Source organism: Shewanella sp. SM21, assembly GCF_025654335.1.
GTDB lineage: Bacteria > Pseudomonadota > Gammaproteobacteria > Enterobacterales > Shewanellaceae > Shewanella > Shewanella oncorhynchi.
The window spans coordinates 249305-267517 of sequence record NZ_JAKKRL010000009.1; the positions used below are offsets into that span (position 1 = coordinate 249305).

Consider the following 18213-nt stretch of genomic DNA (forward strand, 5'->3'; position numbering starts at 1 on the left):
TGAAGGTAAACAGATGCTAGGCCTGTGTTTAGGCCTAGCGGGCACACTGTGGGCCCAAGTGCCCACAGACAACTTCACCTTGGCATGGAACCACAGCATAGAAAAAATTCGCTGGGAGGAAGACTATAACGTCACGCCACAAGGATTAGTGTTGGTCGAAGCAAGAGTGAAAGGTACGGGTGCTGGAATGGAAATCCCAGATGATGCCTATCTTAAAAATGGCAGCTGGCATTATCAGCCCAAGCTGCCCATTTTGCCTGTGTTGCGCTTAGGTCGCACGCCCGAAGCAGGGGATTTTGAACTTTGCTTCACTCAAATCTCAGGAAAAGTGCAATGCCAAGCCATGAGTCATTGGATTGGCGTACCCAACAAACAAACAGCCGCGGTTGAACTTTGGGGTTGCAACTCTTTGCCTTAAGCGCGTTTATCCATATATTTACGCTCAATTTCTATTAGGCGCCGATTAAAATCCTCAAGGTGTGCAAACATTTCGGCCTCAGCTTTCGCCCCATCTTTTGCGATAACCGCTTCGACAATGACATCATGCAAACCTAAAGGATGAATTTCATCAGTCGGTGGCTGAAACTTAGTCGTTTGATTACTTAATAAAACCAACAAGGATTTTACGATCGCTTCTAAAAAGCGATTTCCAGACATTTCAGCGAGCAAATAATGTACTTGAGATCGCAATATGACAGTTTCGGGATAAGCCAATGAGTCACTTTCATGACTATTCGCCTCTTGCAAAGCTTTAGCTTGCTCTGGAGTGCAATTTTTAGCAGCCATTCTAGCCACTTGCGGCTCAATCAGCATGCGTGCTTGACACAGTTCAGGAAGGGAAAGTTTCCCCATTAGAAATAAATCTTGGCAAGCATCACTTAAACGTTCAAAGGTTAAGTGCTTAACAAATGCGCCGCCTGTTGCACCTTGGCGAATCTCCACTAATCCACCCGCTTCGAGGCTTTTGATCGCCTCTCTCACCACAGTGCGACTAACTTGAAATAATTCTATTAATTCGCGCTCAGAGGGTAATTTATCGCCAGCCTTATATTCGCCGTCTAAAATAGCATTTTTCAGTTGCTGCCCGACTTCACTCGATGCTCTTATCTGCTTAATTGGCTTGAAGATATGCACTTGATTATCCCAAATATGCTTAGTGTCGCCATACTAGCATAAAACCGCATTAACGCAGAAAAAGTACTCTCATCTTTCCTACATTAGTGATTAAAAAACATTCATCTTTGTTGATCCAAGTAACATCTGTGCGAATTTCGTAACTAGTTTCTCATATTCATCTTAACTTCGTTGTCGGCATTAGCCATACGTCATACATTTAACCTAAGAATGTTAAACATAATTTCTTTAACTAGCTCAGACAATTCTGATCAGGGCTTACTAATAATAGGGAAGATGATGATGAAAAAATCTTATTTATCTTTGCTTGTGCTATCTACGCTAGCGATTCCAGCTACAGCAGATACCAGCATTGATCAAATGTTTAGCCAAGGTACGTTAAAAGGGGAATTACGCTTATTCGATTTTACCCGTGACTTTGATAATACGACGAACACTAAACACGATACGTCATTTGGCGGACTGTTTTATTACAATACCGCAAAAGTGAATGGCCTCAGTTTTGGGACCAGCTTCGCATCTGCAAATCCCATTTGGACCAATGATTCAGATGATGTCTACGGCCTAGTTGCTCGCGATGCCGCTGGCGATCATGACAACGTCAACCGTTTACAGGAGTATTTTGTCCAAGGTAATTGGTGGGATACTCAATTCAAATTAGGTGCACAAGAACTGCGCACACCAATGATGAATCCCCATGACATTCGTGCGATCCCACGAACTTTTCGCGGCTTTTCAGCAGAAAATAAGAGTGTTGACAATCTAACGTTATCAGCACTCTATATTACAGATTCCATGGGCTGGTCTGATAATAGCTTCGTATCCGTAAAAGAGGCGGTACAAAGCGAATTAGCAAGAGCGGGTATTGTGGCAGATGTTGCCGATAACCCAGTTTATGCCCTAGGTGCTAAATATCAATTGCCCTTTAAGACAGTCCAAACTGAAGCCCATCTTTGGCACTACAGCATGGAAGATGTTTTCAATCAAACCTATGCCAAAGTGAAATTATCCACTCAGTTAGGTGCGACTAATCTGTACTTAACCCCCTCTTATTTAACACAACAAGCCACTGGTGAAGAAACCGGCGGCCCACTCGATACCTATCAATATGGCTTCCATCTAGGCGCCAAATTGGCGGGGGCAGATCTCACTTATATGTACGCCAAAACCGGGGATGACACAGTGCTGACCCCATGGGGCGATGAAAAAGTGGTCATTCAACAGGTATATCAATCTGCACGGGCGAATGAAGAGGTCAACGCGTTAAAGCTGGCCTATGACTTTGAAAAATTAGGGGCGAGTGGATTAGAAGCCTATGCCTTTTATGGGCAGTACGATGTGCCAGAGGGGACTGCGTCAGATTTTAATGAAACAAACTTTTCAATCGCCTATAAATTTTCAGGCATATTATCGGGCCTAGGCCTTAAGGCGCGTTATGCCATGGTCGATTTTGATCAAGCTGAAGATCTTGATGATCTGCGTTTATATGTCACTTATAAATTTGCCTTAGGTAAATAGTTCATCAGTTTTAACTCCCCTGCACCAAAACTTATATGGGTGTATCAACCTTGTTCGATACACCCAATTTTTGTACCGCAAAATTACCCATACCCAAGTAAAAGTTGCGGTAAACACTTTGACTTAAGGATTGAGATTAAATGGAAACAAAGAATTTCTTACTTATTCCAGCCGTTGCTATGTCATGTTTTTTATTTAGCGGATGTGGAAATAACGATAACGCCGAAACCCCATTACCACAGTTAGCCTCGGCCACACCCGCCACACTGAATCTATGTAGTGAAATTGCTTCACAATATAATTTCAAAAATACTGTGATAACGAACTCACAAATTATTGCGGCTGGCAATGTTGAATATAGTGCTACTGAACGTTACCGAGCACCAGAACATTGTTTAGTGACGGGTTATATGAATGAAAGGATGGGAACTGGCATTGCGGGAGAAACCCGCTATGCGATCGGCTTTGAAATGCGTTTACCCACTAACTGGAATGGTCGATTCTATTATCAAGCCAATGGCGGCCTCGACGGTTCGATCGCTAAGGCGGTTGGCCGCTTAGTGTTTTCCGCAGGCCCAGATTCTGCCGCCCTCAATGAAGGGTTCGCTGTGATAAGTTCTGATATGGGGCATCCAGCACCAACCCCTTTCTTTGGTTTAGATCCTCAAGCAAGGCTTGACTATGGTTACAATGCTGTGGCCGAGTTAACGCCAATGGCGAAAGCTTTAATAAAAAAAGCATATGGTAAACAACCTGATAGATCATATTTTGCCGGTTGTTCTAACGGTGGTAGACACACTATGGTCGCGGCCAGTCGTTTTGCCGATATGTACGATGGCGTTCTGGTAGGCAACCCTGGATTTAACTTACCTAAAGCTGCAGTAGCGCAAATGTATGGTGTTCAAGAGTATTCAAAGCTGGTTGAATTTGATGGTCCTGATATTTTAGCCACACTACAAACCGCCATTACCCCTGAAGAATTCTCCCTCGTGTCCCAAAAAGTCCTCGAGCAGTGTGATGCCCTTGACGGCGTGAGCGATGGCATTATTACCGACACCTATTCCTGTCAAAAGACCTTTGACCTTGAACGTGATGTTCCAACCTGTTCAAGTGACAGAGATAATACCTGCTTAACAGCAGAGCAAAAGCAGGTACTCGGCAATATCATGGCAGGGCCCCATAACAGCAAGACAGGTGAAGCCATTTATACTGACTTCCCATATGATGCGGGTATCGGCGCATCAGGTTGGGCTTCCTGGGAATATAACATGGCGCTCAATCGAGACCCTGGTGCCGTTGGTTTTATTTTTAGCTCGCCACCAACTCCCTTTAATGGTGCAACTGAACAATCCAGTTTGGAATTTGTGCAATCATTTAGCATGGATGAGGATACCCAACGGATCTATGCCACGGATTCGATTTACTCCGAATCGGGTATAGACTTTATGACACCGCCCCAGCCAACGGATCTTTCGGTCATAAAAAATCGCGGCGCTAAGATGATGTTGTTCCATGGAACATCTGACCCCGTATTTTCAGCCAATGATACAGTGAACTGGTATAACGAATTAGCCGAGGCCAATGCTGGGCACGCAGAAACCTTCGCCCGTTTATTCCTTATCCCTGGGATGAATCATTGCGGCAGCGGTCCTACCACAGATAAATTTAACATGATCCGCGCATTGGTTGACTGGGTTGAAAAAGGAGTCGAACCCCAAAACATCACGGCTTCAGTCCGCCCTGAAAATGCCGAACTACCCAGTGATTGGTCAAAAAGCAGAACTCGGGTCCTCTGCCCATACCCCCAATTCGCAAAATACAATGGTATAGGTAATGTTGAAGATGCCGCCAATTTTACCTGTGTAACACCTAAATAATACCCAAGGCATTAAAGCCCAAAGGCCACCTCAACAATATTGAAGTGGCCTACCTCAAATCATGTTTATTTATAAATAGTCCCTATTTGTTAACTACTTAAACATGCATAAAATCAGACGCTCATATTTCCCACGTCGCCAAACTTATTCATTCAATAAAGTCCTATATTAGATTGTTTTAAAAAGAATAATCACATTCATCGCTCAAAATGCCAGCATTTTGTGAAGCACTGCAAAGATGTAATTAATACCTCTTTTGGTTTATTGTCATATGTCATACATTTAAACGTATGTTGTTAATGAATGAGAATTTAATCACTTTCACGCAACTGCACTTCTAGTTTTTAAAGCAAACAAATCACATGCGGTTATGGCCAGATCCATTGTCGTTGCTAACGATGTCATATCGACCTTAGCAATGAGGACCCAAGGAGTATCAAAATGAGTAAAGAGCATTCACAGAAACCGAAAGAAATCGATCAATACACTGCTAGCGTGCTTCAGAATGGTATATCTCGAAGAAGTTTCCTAACTCGAGCTGCAGTGGGAAGTGGTGGCTTAGCCTTTGCAAGTCTTGGTATTGCTTCAGCGAGTGCGGCACCACTTCAAGTTGGCACTGAATATGGCGAAATTGGCGGCGCAACGCTCAATTTTCTACCTAAGCCAAAACCTATTGCTGATAAAGATATTGCAACAACCCAAACCTTTGATGTTGTCGTCGTCGGTGCTGGAGCTTCTGGTGTGCCTGCGGCTCTATCAGCCAGAGAAAGTGGTGCAACCGTTGCGTGTTTACAAAAGCAAGCCATCCCAGTCTCTCAAGGAAACACTGGTTCAGGGATTGACCTGAAAAACAGTGATAAATCAGCAATTGAAGCTTTAGTTAGCCGTTTAATGGCGGATAACGCGCACCGTTCACATCCCGGTCTTCTTAAGCAATGGGCTTACAATTCAGGTGAAGCTGTCACTTGGGTTATCGATAGAGTGAAACAAGGTGGCGGCCAGATTGTTGACCAAGGTACCAAAGTGCAGCACGGTATTCGCGGAATTGCTGATACTGATGACCGTTTAAATTTTATCACTTCTTTCTGCGGCCCTAAACCCTACACCACGGGTGATGCTATGCGCGCATTAGCTAAAACAGCAGAAAAAGCAGGCGTTAAGTTTTTCTTTAATACTCCTGCACAACAATTAATTCAGGATGAGTCAGGAAAAGTCATCGGCGTCATTGCTCAAACTCGTGATGGTAAGTACCACAAATACATGGCGAAGAAAGGTGTCATTCTGTCCTCTGGTGACTATCAAAATAACAAAGCCATGTGTGACTTCTTCATCCCCGAACTGAAAAACTTTGAACGTAAACAAATGGATCGTACTGGTGACGGTTTTGCTATGGCCTATTGGGCTGGCGGCGTTATTGAACCTGTTGGACATACCAAAATGTTGCACGACTTCGATGCCGGCCCGGCTTCCATGTGTGACATGCCATTCTTAGCGGTAAACCGTAAAGGTGAGCGCTTTGTGAATGAGAAGGTTGAGATGTCTCTAATGAATAACTACTTGAAAGATGAGCAGAATGCGGGGCATTACTCACAAGTATTTGATTCTGACTATATGACGCAAGCGAAGGATTGGCCTGGCCACCTCTATTCTCCTGAAGAGCTTAAAGTTTACATGCCTGAAGTTCCTGGTGAGAAAACAGGAGTATTTCCCTCTTTGATCAACACCCATTCAGCTAACACATTAGAAGAATTGGCTGTGAAGTTAGAGTGCGATCCAAAAACCTTTGTTGCCAGCGTTAACCGTTATAACGAGCTGTGCAAAAAAGGTAAAGATGAGGATTTCGGTAAACCTAAAAGCAAAATGGTACCAGTGCTCAAACCACCGTTTTACGGTATTCACCGTCGTATGCGTATTTCTACTTTATGTTCAGGAATTCTCGTTAACGACAACCACCAAGTACTTGATGCCGATGGTAAGGAAATTCCAGGTTTATTCATTGTTGGTAACCTAGGCGCAGGTTTCTACGGTGGCGTTGACTACCCATTAACGGTATTTGGCTTGTCTTTAGGTCGCTGCTATACCTTCGGCTATTTAGCGGGCAAATATGTAGCAAAACTATAGAACACATAGTCATCAATAATGGATGCCTCACATTTTGGCATCCTGTGAAATGAATAATGGGATCAAACAATGAAAAACTTAACAATTATATTGGCTATTATTTTGGGTATTTTCGCTGGCAGCGCGTTCGCTAAAGAGAGTACTTTACTCGATCAAACTCATATGGCGAAAGGGCTTAAATGTACAAGCTGCCATGGTGCAGAAGAACGACAAGCCGTCCCTATGCTCAAGTGTGTACAATGCCACAACACTAAGAAATTAGCGGAAAAAACGGCGGATGTAAAACCAACCAATCCCCATAAAAATCGCCACTTCGACACCGAAACTGATTGCAGTAAGTGCCACCATGTACACAAAAAATCTGAAAACTATTGTGTCAGTTGCCATCAACCATTTAATTTTGTAACTCCATAAGCTGATGACACTAAGCTTAAAAAGCTAAAAAATAAAAAACCACCATTAAAGGTGGTTTTTTGTTCGAATAAGGCACTGTAATCAAATCTAAATGAAGTATTACTAAGATCAGCAGGCTTGGATCATTATTCCGGCGACTGATAAAAACAATATCCATGCTTTCCTTGGTGTTTCACGCGATACATGGCGGCATCCGCGCGATCACAACTCTCGGCAAAACTATCACCATAGCCAAATATATCAATACCGATACTCAGGCCTACCTCTACTTCACAACCTTCTAGCAGGAATTTATCTTGATAAACATCGAGCAAAGATTGTGCGAGCGCCCCTAAAGATTCACGATCAAATGACGGCAGTAATATCACAAACTCGTCGCCACCTAACCGTGCGATCTGCGCGAATTCACCTGCGTGAGATACCAAAGTATGCGCAATGTGCATCAACAGGCTGTCACCAAACTTATGGCCGTGACGGTCATTTAACGCTTTAAAACCATCAAGGTCGATAAAAAATAACGCACCGCGAATACCTGGTAGCGAAGATTCATCGAATACTTTGGCAATAGCTTGGCGATTCATTAAGTTGGTGAGTGGATCACTGTGGGCTAAACGGGCTAAATCTATTTCGTAGCGCTTTTCTTGAGTAATATCGATATGGCTGCCCATCATTCGCAGTGGTGTTCCATCAGCTAAGCGCTCGACAATACGCCCACGATCGGACACCCAGGTTATGCTGCCATCTTTGTGTAGCATTCTGTGAACTGCTTGATAGTAATCGGCTTGACCATTCACATGATCTTCAAAGGCTTTTATCACCCATTCTTTATCTTCGGGGTGTAATTTACTTTTCCAGATATCAACATGGGCAGCAAACTCTTCAGGACTAAACCCGAGCATTTCACCCCAGCGCATGTTAAATATGGTTAAATTTCCGCTTGGAATATGCTGTTCCCATAGACATAAACCATTACCATCGAGGGCCGCAAAGAGTTTTTCTTCGGCACGATAATTCAACGCCGCTAAATGAGCGTTTTCACTTTTTAGCTGAGCGATCTCAGCCTGAAGTTGCGCAATTAACTCTGCTGCAGTATCCGAAGCCACGACAAATCTCTTTCCATTAAGTGGGAAAATTGAGTCCAGTGTAAATCACCCAATGCCGAAGCAACATAGCGAAGAGTGCAAAATGAGCCAGAATCATATTGGCTCAATTGAGCTTACACAGACTCTCGCAGTCCTGTCACGCTTAGTCGCGAGTCAGCACTTCGAGCAATTCGATCTCAAAGGTGAGATCAGAATTTGGTTTGATATGTGCCCCCACTTGACGCTCGCCATAGGCTAAGTGAGCTGGGACTAACAACTTACGTTTGCCACCGACTTTCATCCCCATAATACCTTGATCCCAGCCTTTAATTACACGGCCAGTACCAATTACACATTGAAACGCCTGACCACGATCATAGGATGAATCGAATTGGGTACCATCCTGCAAAAATCCACGATATAGGGTAGTGATCAGTGCGCCTTTTACCGCTTCTTTTCCTTCGCCCACTTGCAGATCGATTACTTCTAATTCAGTCATATCTTCATTCTCTTTTCTTGTTCGCACTTAGGGCGTGATATTCAACTTTGCGCAGGATTTTATCACCGACGAGCGGGCTTGTCGGCGCAATCTAAACATTTCTGCAGCTCGGTTCACTGCTTAATCCTTAATAATAAGGTCATCATGGGCGATAACATCATCACTCGCCCTTTAAATTACTGTCGGTTAGCCCAATATATAAGTCGTATAAACGTTTTATTTTGGAGCTTTGCCATGATTATTGCCTGCCCCCATTGCGATACGTTAAACCGCGTTCCCGATGAGCGTGTAAACCAACAACCCACTTGCGGTAAATGTAAGCTCAGTGTCTTTACGGCTGCGCCAATTGAACTCAATAGCGCAAACTTTGCCAACCATGCTAATAAATCAGAGCTTCCCCTAGTCGTTGACTTTTGGGCCAGCTGGTGTGGGCCCTGTAAAAGTTTTGCGCCCATATTTTCTGCAGCAGCTAAAACTTGGGAGCCTCAATTTCGCTTCGGTAAAATCAATACTGAAGAACAGCAAGCCCTCGCGGCTCAATTTAATATTCGATCTATTCCAACCTTAATGATTTTTAAACAAAGCCACATACTCGCCCAGCAAGCCGGAGCTTTGCCCTCCTCAGCGTTAAACCAATGGTTAAATGCCTATAAATAATAGGATTGAGCTAAGATACAACCGCTCAGCCGAGCTAATTTGTAAAGGTAACGAAAATTGAAAAAAGCAATGTTCTTACTGGGTGCAGTGCTCTTGCTAGTGGTGACAGGATGGGGTTTACAACAACATCTCACAATTGATACTTGTCTCGACAAGGGAGGGACTTGGAACGATGAAACTCAGCAATGCATTCGCCCATTCGAGCAAGGGATAGCCTTTACTCGCAGTGATCATAATTCTGCCGAGCCGCAGACAGCTTATGTTTATCTTTCCGAGAATTTACAGCAAGCAGAAGTGTTTTTTGCCACAACAGATAAGCCTATTATTTTACAAGCAGTTACTGTCACTGAAGGCGATACCACTCCCGTATTATATAAAAATGATATTGAACAGATTGATATCATCAACGTAAAAGAAATCTTTTATCTACGTTATCAACATCAAGCAATTTATAGCGCAAATACTTTTAGTCGCAACTTAACCTCAAATTAAGTGCAAAACATAAGCATAGAGTAAGCTTCGAAACACTAAGCCCAAAAACTCGGTACAACGACTCTGCTAAAAACAAAATGCGTATCCGCCCTATGCTCTTCATAAGGCGAATACTATTCTAGCGGCAACGTTGAAACACAAAGTTGCCATGAACTATATCAGTGTTAAATATCCCAGAAGGTATGAGCGATAATACCCAAGACTATCATACTGATAAAGTTGATGATCATACCCACTCGCACCATTTCCGATTGCTTGATATGGCCAGAACCATAAACGATAGCATTGGGCGGTGTCGCCACCGGCAGCATAAAGGCGCAAGAAGCTGCAATACCAATCAGCACAGATAACATTACAGGCGATATGCCTAATGCCTCAGCAATCGCAGCAAATACAGGCACTAATAGTGCAGCGCTTGCGGTATTACTGGCAAATTCAGTCAACATCACCACAAAAGCAATCACAGCAAAGACGAACAACGACATGTGAGTGCTACCGAAAATATCTGTCATCCAGTGAGCTAAAAATACGCTGGTGCCAGTCGTTTTTAGTACTGCGCTCAGTGTTAAACCGCCACCAAACAATATGAGTACGCCCCAATCTGTGGTCGATTCAATTTTCTTCCAGCCGACCAAACCTAAGCCCGAGAGTAAAACGACGGCCCCTAAGGCGACTATGGTGTCAAACTGAGTGATGCCACCTAATGCCTTGGCTAACGGCACACTGAAAATCCAGCAACATACGGTAGTCAGGAAGATAAGCAGAGTAAATTTCCCCTGAAATGTCAGCTTCTGAGCTTCAACATTCACATCGAATTTGGCAGAAAGATCAGGCTTAAAATACCAATACAAGGCAATCAACATCATAGGTAGCATGAGGATAACGGTTGGAATACCAAACTTCAGCCAATCACTAAAACTTAAGCCCACTTGAGCCGCAGCAATCGCATTCGGTGGGCTACCCACTAAAGTACCGATACCGCCGATGTTGGCTGAATAGGCAATACCGAGCAGAAGGAATACATAGGTGCTGTGGTATTTTTCGCGGTCGAGCTGCTGCAAAATCCCGAGTGCCAATGGCAACATCATCGCCGTGGTCGCGGTATTGCTGATCCACATCGATAGCAGCGCAGTTACTCCAAACAGCATCAAACAGGCGATACTGAGTTTGCCCTTAGAGGCTAGCAGCAGCTTTTGCGCTATGAGGGTATCAATCTTTTGATGGTGCAAGGCCGCAGCCAATACGAAACCACCAAAGAATAAGTAAATGATGGGATTGGCAAAGTTACTCATCGCCTCCTTGGTTTCAAACACCCCAAAGAATACGGCGAGTATAGGAACGAGAATCGCAGTGATACTGATGTGAATCGCTTCGGTCAGCCAAAGAATCGCTGCGAAGAACAAAATGGCCAGCCCAGTATTCACCCCTTGTTCGAAAGGTAAACCGTAATAAAGTGCAAATAACAGCACAATATCTGCCACTAGGATCAGCATTTTTTTCTTATCGAGCCCCTCGCTGACGGGAGCTTTATTGGGTGGAGCATTACTTGAATCTGTTAAAGACATGGTTACAACCTTAATACCATTTTATTTTGACGCAAATTTAGGGCATAGATCACACTTGGCAAAGCGGTTTATTTTGTAATTTTATCACTTGGCAACAACATTTATTGCTGAGCCAGCACGCACAAATAGCCGATTAGCGACAATAATCACCAAATTCTGATCGACACCTTTGTTTTAAAATTTCAAACGGACAAAGATCGAACAAAACCTTGCCCACGTTGTAATTTAATTAATGTTTAAAACTGAGACATAGATCACGCCACACTTTCTACCAAGGTGATAATCAACTAATTAATCATACCTTCTGATCATTGGTAGGATTAGGTATTATTCTCCAAAATTGAATGTGTGTAGCGCTAAATCGAATCTAGGTATCGTTGAATGTGCACTAAAACTGCGACGCAGTGAACAGCAAGCGACCAACACAAACGTATTGCAACAAGGCAACATAGAAAACCCAATATCTACATGAATAGTAAACACAAATATTATTCACCACCACAGTCAATCTAACTCACTTTACCCTGTCAGCGATCCAGCCTAAAGTCGCGACCGCAACCCCGCCTAGCGTATAATATTTGTCTGTTTTCGGAACCGCCGTGGAAAAAATTGCCTTAACTCAGTCGGCTCAAAAGCCCAGCCTTTTCGTCCCAGTAGCAGGGTTAAGTTTGTTTGCTTTGGCATCAGGCTACTTAATGAGCTTAATCCCACTGTCGCTCACTTTTTTCGAACTCAGCACCTCACTTGCTCCATTACTGGCCAGTATTTTTTATTTAGGTTTATTACTGGGGGCGCCTTGTATTGCTCCTGTTGTTGCCCGTATCGGCCACAGTAAAGCCTTTATCCTTTTTTTGAATATCCTTCTTTGCAGCGTTGTCGCTATGATATTAATCCCCAAAAGTGGAGTCTGGTTAGCCTCTCGACTTATAGCGGGATTTGCGGTTGCAGGAATTTTTGTGGTGGTTGAATCATGGCTATTAATGGCCGATACCCAAAAGCAACGCGCTAAGCGGCTTGGACTTTATATGACAGCGCTTTATGGAGGCACTGCCTTAGGACAATTAGCCATTGATTATTTAGGTACAAAGGGCAACCTACCTTACCTAGTGATCATGGGATTATTAGCCGCGGCAAGTTTACCCGCACTACTGGTAAAACGTGGTCAACCTCAGGTAAGCGAACAACAATCAATGTCATTGTCTGCGCTAAAAAACCTAAGTCAGCCTGCCATTATGGGATGTTTAGTCTCTGGATTATTGCTTGGCCCTATCTATGGTTTACTTCCCATCTATGTGGCACTGGATATGGGGCTTGATCAGCAAACAGGACAATTTATGGCCCTCATCATTGTAGGTGGCATGCTGGTACAACCTTTAGTCAGTTATTTATCTCCTCGAGTTAATAAAAGTGGCTTGATAGTAAGCTTTTGCCTACTGGGTGTCGCAGCATTATTGCTACTCACTCAGCATTCAAATATGACACTGATTATTGGATTTCTCTTGCTTGGCGCCAGCGCTTTTGCCCTTTACCCGATTGCAATCAGCTTAGCTTGTGACGACTTGCCTGCTAACCAAATTGTTTCAGCGACTCAAGTGATGCTGCTGAGCTATTCGGTGGGGTCAGTGATAGGCCCATTAGTGGCCAGCAGTTTTGGCCAAACGGAGTTCGGCTTACTCATGTATTTAGGCATATGTTGTATTCTGAGCAGTATTTACATTTTTGCTCAATTACTTATTAACACTAAGCCAAGTTTTTCCTCGCCTTAACAAGTCCCATAAAATACATTGCACTGCGACTCAATAATCAGCCACTTAATGAACGATATGCTCATCGAGTGGCTCAAATAGAAAACATCTGCGGTCAAATCAATACAAAACGAACAGCAAGATGATCCACAAAGGTCATAACGTTAAAAATCAGTACGCTTAGTTTTAACATTCAGACAGGGCAGTTGCTTATCCTCCCTAAGTCGCGATAATGCAGCTTACTTAAACACCTGTGCTGATTGTTTTTCCTGAGATTTCACTATGCGCCTCGATAAATTCCTCTGTAAAAGCACAGATCTTGATCGCAAAGCCGCAAGAGTCACCATTCTTAGTGGCTCAATGACAGTCAATGGCGCTATCGCGACAGACTGCGCAATGCAAGTGCATGAAAATAATACTGTCAGCCTTAATGGAAAGCCGCTAGCGCCACGCCCATCTCGCTATATCATGTTGCACAAACCTGCTAATACCTTGTGCTCAAATGTGGATGGAGCCTACCCTTCGCTATTTCATCTGCTCGATATCGATCGCGCATTTGACCTGCACATCGTAGGCCGCCTAGATGCTGATACCACAGGCTTAGTGCTACTGACTGACGATGGCCGCTGGTCGTTTAATATTATCTCGCCTCAATATCAGTGCGAAAAAATCTATCGTGTCCAACTGCGAGATCCACTCAACAGCGAAGCGACTGCAGCCATAGCCGCAAAGTTTGCCGCAGGGCTAAATCTACAGGGCGAAACCGCCCTCACTCTGCCAGCAACACTGCAGCAAGTGGATGAAAAAACCGTGCTACTCACGCTCACCGAAGGCAAGTTTCATCAAGTCAAAAGGATGTTTGCCGCCGTGGGCAATAAAGTGGTTGCCCTACACAGGGCGCAAATTGGCGCAGTGGCCTTAGAAATCGATGTAGGGAAATGGCGCAACTTAACCTTGGCGGAGATAAGCTCCTTCACATCCTAATTGATTAACAGGGCTGAAGCAGACAGGCCGCCTACGTTTATCGACGTTAAAAAAGCAAACAAATACTGATAGGTTTGCAATTCAATCCCATAAAAAATCCCAGTGTTAGCAACAACACTGGGATGTTTATTTGTTTGATACTGCTTAGCGGAATATGAATCGACTAAGAACAGCAATCGTTGCGGCGAACCCAGCTTCTTGGGATCTTCTCAAAAACCACTTTTGCCATGAGTAACGCCAGCACTATGCCAGAGGTTGCCACTAACCATTGGGGTAACATTTGGTGCTCTTCACCAATTTGTGGCATCACCACAAAACCAAAGCTATTAACCAGATAATTGACCAACATACCGGCCACTAAGGCCACGCCAATCACACCGCCAAGGTAGCCCCACAGCGCACGTTTACCTAGCTCTTTAGCCACTATGCCTAAAGTCGCGATATTGGTTGCCGGACCTGCCATCATAAACACGAGTACAGCACCCGGTGACACTCCCGCCAGTAATAATCCAGCGGCAATCGGTGTCGATGCGGTCGCGCAAATATACATAGGCACAGAAACGAGCACCATCACTAGCATAGCCAGAATGCCATCGCCCCATTTAGCTAAAAAGTCAGCCGGCACATAGGTTTGTACCAAAGCTGCGAAAAATAAGCCCACTAGCAGCCACAGCGTAGTATCACGCACTAAATCCGTTGCCGCATATTTAAGACCAATTCCAACACGACTGAGTACCGATTGCGACTTAAACTCAGTCGCCATATCTTGAGTAGACGCACAGCAGCTATCGCCTGCAGTGTTAGCACTAACCTGCTCAGCATCCTTAGCACTGCCACCACAGCAAGCGCCTTTTTTCACCACCACTATTTTTTCAGGCTCTGTGGTTTGACGGCCACAACATGACCCCACGCTTTCTGCTTTCGCAGCGTTAACCTTAACCACAGAACCCATAGTTTGAACAGATCCCATGGTTTGACCGCCAACAGCCATAACACTTGAAGAACCTGCCATTAAGCTCGGCGCCGCCATAGGCGTCATTTTGATCTTCGGCTTTGGCTCGGCTGCAGGAGCATCAACACCGTCATTACCACAGCAGGAAGACTTTACGGGCGTTATCGTAGGCGTAGTCGATGAGCAGCAGCTTTTAACCGCTTCGGCTTTTACCATCTCTGGCTGAGCCACTGATTTTGAGGCACAGCAAGACGCCACTGACTCCTCACCCTCTAATGGCTTATCTGATTGAGTATCTACCTTAACCACTGACTTGCCATCGTCATCATCGCGACCAACGAGTAAGCCCGCCACTATCGCACTGGTAATGGCCGCAATCGGTCTAATGATTGCCATAAAGGGACCAAGTAACACATAAGAAACCGCGATGGAATCGACGCCCGTTTCAGGGGTTGAGACTAAAAAGGAGGTGGTGGCCGCTTTAGATGCACCAGAACGGCGCAGCCCAACTGCTGCGGGAATAACGCCACAAGAACACAAAGGTAAAGGTGCGCCAAGCAGCGCCGCTTTCACTACGGTTTTAAAACCGTGACCACCGAGCTGCTTTTGCATCCACGCCATTGGCACGAATACTTTTAATAACCCAGCTAAAATCAGGCCCAGTAACAACCAAGGCGCCGAGTCTAAAAACAGATCAATAAAATTCTTCAGTAACATAATTAATTCCCTGACTCTTCATAAATGGCTTTGCCGTGATGATTCTGGTGCGCTTGGTACTGATTTACATTATGAGAGTGATGCTCAACGCGTACCCGCTCAGTGCTGGACTCCAACGCCTCTAAAATAGAACAATGTTCGGCGCTACGTGGCCCACCACAGCAAGCATCAGACAAGCTTTGTAAACTCGCTTGAAAATGATTCAGCTCAGCAATTTTGGCCTGTACTTGAGCCAATTTACAATCAACCATGCCTTTTACATCGGCACAGACTCGGTTAGATTTATCGAGTTCAATTGACAGCAATTCACTGATTTCATTGAGGGTAAAACCCACAGCTTTAGCCCGTAAAATAAAGCGTAATCGCGCAGCATCGGCCTCGGTATATACTCGATAACCAGACTCAGTACGGCTCGACGGCGCGAGTAGGCCGTGCTTCTCGTAGAATCTTAACGTGTCGGCTTTCACCTCACATAAATCCGCCAATTCACCAATACGATACATGTCTTCATCCTTTGCGAAATAGCCCACAACTCAGGGATCATTTCCAGCATACAACTCAATAATGCAAGTATAAACCTTGGAGCCTACTCCAAGGTCAAGAGGTAATTTTAACTTTACTGAAAGCCAACATGGCAATGCCGCTTTGTTCTGATATGAATATTGTGAAATCACGCAGAAAAAACACCCGTAAATGCAGTTTTACGCTAGAATACGCGCGCTGTGACGAAGGGATAAAAAGTTAGCTAATAAAGTAAAAATAGGACCAAGGGACTTTTGGAAAGCAGTACAGCGTTAAGGCTGTTCTGTTTTCCGAAAGATCCTTGAAACTAAAATAACTGGACCCTGTACCCAAATGACTGCTGCAAATAATGCCAGACCCATTCGTCGCGCGCTGTTAAGCGTTTCAGATAAAACCGGAATTCTCGAGTTCGCCAAAGCACTTCACGCCCAAGGTGTAGAATTGTTATCAACTGGCGGCACCGCTCGCTTGTTAGCGGATAACGGCGTGCCTGTTATCGAAGTATCTGATTACACAGGACACCCTGAGATCATGGACGGTCGCGTTAAGACGCTGCACCCTAAAGTGCACGGCGGCATTTTGGCGCGCCGCGGTCTTGATGAAAGCGTGATGGCCGATAACAATATCAATGCCATCGATCTAGTTGCGGTTAACCTTTATCCCTTCGCTGAAACTGTGGCTAAAGCCGGTTGTACCTTAGAAGACGCTATCGAAAATATCGATATTGGCGGCCCAACTATGGTGCGCGCGGCGGCAAAAAACCACAAAGACGTTACCATAGTCGTTAATGCGGCCGATTACGATCGCGTACTTGCAGAAATGACGGCTAACAATGGCAGCACGACCCATGCGACGCGTTTCGACTTAGCGATTGCGGCCTTTGAGCACACTGCGGGTTACGATGGCATGATCGCCAACTACTTCGGTACTATGGTTCCTGCACACAGCACGGACGAATGCTTTGCTGATTCTAAGTTCCCACGCACGTTCAACGCCCAATTAGTGAAGAAACAAGACTTACGCTATGGCGAAAACAGCCATCAAGCAGCGGCTTTCTATGTTGACACTAAAATTGATGAAGCTTCTGTGGCTACCGCGATTCAGTTGCAAGGCAAAGCCTTGTCTTACAACAATATTGCCGATACCGACGCCGCCCTTGAGTGCGTAAAAGAATTCTTGGAACCCGCCTGTGTTATCGTTAAACACGCTAACCCCTGTGGTGTGGCCTTAGGTAAAGACTTACTCGATGCCTATAACCGCGCTTATCAAACTGACCCAACCTCAGCCTTCGGTGGCATTATCGCCTTCAACGGCGAATTAGATGCTGCCACCGCAAGCGCTATCGTTGAGCGTCAATTCGTTGAAGTGATTATCGCCCCAAGCGTCAGCCAAGCGGCGCGCGATGTGGTTGCGAAAAAGACCAACGTGCGTTTATTGGAATGTGGTCAGTGGAACACTAAGACCCAAACCTTAGACTACAAACGTGTTAACGGCGGCTTACTAGTGCAAGATCGCGACCAAGGCATGGTCGGTTTAGAAGACATCAAAGTGGTCTCTAAACGTCAACCAACTGCAAGCGAACTGAAAGACTTAATGTTCTGCTGGAAAGTGGCGAAATTCGTTAAATCTAACGCCATTGTTTATGCCAAAGACGGCATGACTATCGGTGTCGGCGCAGGCCAAATGAGCCGCGTTTACAGCGCGAAAATCGCTGGCATCAAGGCCGCCGATGAAGGCTTAGAAGTGGTGAACTCTGTAATGGCATCCGATGCTTTCTTCCCCTTCCGTGACGGTATCGATGCCGCAGCGGCTGCGGGCATTAGCTGCATCATCCAACCGGGTGGCTCAATGCGCGATGCTGAAATCATCGCAGCAGCAGACGAGCACGGCATGGCCATGGTGATGACAGGCATGCGCCACTTCCGTCATTGATA

The 18213-nt window shown here is 44.9% G+C and carries 16 protein-coding genes; 10 read left to right on the forward strand and 6 right to left on the reverse strand.

The features are described from left to right. The first annotated feature begins 13 nt into the window (after window positions 1–13). A complete protein-coding gene (locus L5L94_RS14335; RefSeq protein ID WP_105250374.1) occupies window positions 14–418 on the forward strand; it encodes a DUF1850 domain-containing protein in 405 nt (134 codons plus the stop codon). On the opposite strand, the gene L5L94_RS14340 is transcribed toward L5L94_RS14335, so the two are convergent. After that, window positions 415–1134, reverse strand: a complete 720-nt coding sequence (locus L5L94_RS14340) for a FadR/GntR family transcriptional regulator (protein WP_113939236.1) — start codon at window positions 1132–1134, stop codon at window positions 415–417. The genes L5L94_RS14335 and L5L94_RS14340 overlap by 4 nt on opposite strands. Before the next feature lie 279 nt (window positions 1135–1413). Between L5L94_RS14340 and L5L94_RS14345 the strand changes: the two genes are divergently transcribed. The 4 genes from L5L94_RS14345 to L5L94_RS14360 all read left to right on the forward strand — a co-directional run bounded on the left by L5L94_RS14345 (window position 1414) and on the right by L5L94_RS14360 (window position 7064). Next, a complete protein-coding gene (locus tag L5L94_RS14345) occupies window positions 1414–2652 on the forward strand; it encodes an OprD family porin (RefSeq protein WP_263163738.1) in 1239 nt (412 codons plus the stop codon). Between the two features lie 140 nt (window positions 2653–2792). After that, window positions 2793–4529 (forward strand): tannase/feruloyl esterase family alpha/beta hydrolase, encoded by a 1737-nt coding sequence (locus tag L5L94_RS14350; RefSeq protein ID WP_263163739.1) that lies wholly within the window; start codon window positions 2793–2795, stop codon window positions 4527–4529. Window positions 4530–4970: 441 nt separating this feature from the next. Beyond that, a complete protein-coding gene (locus tag L5L94_RS14355; RefSeq protein ID WP_219250989.1) occupies window positions 4971–6650 on the forward strand; it encodes an FAD-binding protein in 1680 nt (559 codons plus the stop codon). 69 nt (window positions 6651–6719) lie between these two features. After that, window positions 6720–7064 carry a cytochrome c3 family protein gene (locus L5L94_RS14360; protein ID WP_131524211.1) on the forward strand — a complete coding sequence of 115 codons (345 nt, stop codon included), beginning with the start codon at window positions 6720–6722 and terminating at the stop codon, window positions 7062–7064. 125 nt (window positions 7065–7189) lie between these two features. Here the strand turns inward: L5L94_RS14360 and L5L94_RS14365 are convergent, their stop codons facing one another. Together L5L94_RS14365 and L5L94_RS14370 are read right to left on the reverse strand one after the other, a co-directional pair. Then, window positions 7190–8167, reverse strand: coding sequence for a diguanylate cyclase domain-containing protein (locus tag L5L94_RS14365; protein ID WP_131524210.1), 978 nt, complete (start codon window positions 8165–8167; stop codon window positions 7190–7192). Window positions 8168–8309: 142 nt separating this feature from the next. Then, complete coding sequence (locus tag L5L94_RS14370; protein WP_263163740.1) at window positions 8310–8645, reverse strand: FKBP-type peptidyl-prolyl cis-trans isomerase; 336 nt, start codon at window positions 8643–8645, stop codon at window positions 8310–8312. 234 nt (window positions 8646–8879) lie between these two features. Between L5L94_RS14370 and trxC the strand changes: the two genes are divergently transcribed. Together trxC and L5L94_RS14380 are read left to right on the forward strand one after the other, a co-directional pair. Then, window positions 8880–9302, forward strand: a complete 423-nt coding sequence (trxC, locus tag L5L94_RS14375; RefSeq protein ID WP_131524209.1) for a thioredoxin TrxC — start codon at window positions 8880–8882, stop codon at window positions 9300–9302. Between the two features lie 57 nt (window positions 9303–9359). Continuing rightward, the gene (locus tag L5L94_RS14380; protein WP_131524208.1) at window positions 9360–9794 is read left to right on the forward strand and encodes a hypothetical protein; all 435 of its coding nucleotides are present in this window, start codon (window positions 9360–9362) and stop codon (window positions 9792–9794) included. 164 nt (window positions 9795–9958) lie between these two features. On the opposite strand, the gene L5L94_RS14385 is transcribed toward L5L94_RS14380, so the two are convergent. Continuing rightward, complete coding sequence (locus tag L5L94_RS14385; RefSeq protein WP_131524207.1) at window positions 9959–11359, reverse strand: DASS family sodium-coupled anion symporter; 1401 nt, start codon at window positions 11357–11359, stop codon at window positions 9959–9961. 599 nt (window positions 11360–11958) lie between these two features. Between L5L94_RS14385 and L5L94_RS14390 the strand changes: the two genes are divergently transcribed. Next, window positions 11959–13125, forward strand: a complete 1167-nt coding sequence (locus tag L5L94_RS14390) for an MFS transporter (RefSeq protein ID WP_131524206.1) — start codon at window positions 11959–11961, stop codon at window positions 13123–13125. A gap of 261 nt (window positions 13126–13386) precedes the next feature. After that, entirely contained in the window at window positions 13387–14088 is a 702-nt protein-coding gene (locus tag L5L94_RS14395) for a pseudouridine synthase (protein WP_263163741.1), read from the forward strand. A 163-nt stretch (window positions 14089–14251) separates the two neighbouring features. On the opposite strand, the gene L5L94_RS14400 is transcribed toward L5L94_RS14395, so the two are convergent. Together L5L94_RS14400 and zntR are read right to left on the reverse strand one after the other, a co-directional pair. Then, complete coding sequence (locus L5L94_RS14400) at window positions 14252–15757, reverse strand: SO_0444 family Cu/Zn efflux transporter (RefSeq protein ID WP_263163742.1); 1506 nt, start codon at window positions 15755–15757, stop codon at window positions 14252–14254. A 2-nt stretch (window positions 15758–15759) separates the two neighbouring features. Beyond that, on the reverse strand, window positions 15760–16260 hold the full coding sequence (gene zntR, locus L5L94_RS14405; RefSeq protein WP_131524203.1) for a Zn(2+)-responsive transcriptional regulator: 501 nt from the start codon (window positions 16258–16260) through the stop codon (window positions 15760–15762). A gap of 352 nt (window positions 16261–16612) precedes the next feature. Between zntR and purH the strand changes: the two genes are divergently transcribed. Further along, window positions 16613–18211, forward strand: coding sequence for a bifunctional phosphoribosylaminoimidazolecarboxamide formyltransferase/IMP cyclohydrolase (gene purH, locus L5L94_RS14410; RefSeq protein ID WP_263163743.1), 1599 nt, complete (start codon window positions 16613–16615; stop codon window positions 18209–18211). Window positions 18212–18213 lie beyond the last annotated feature (2 nt).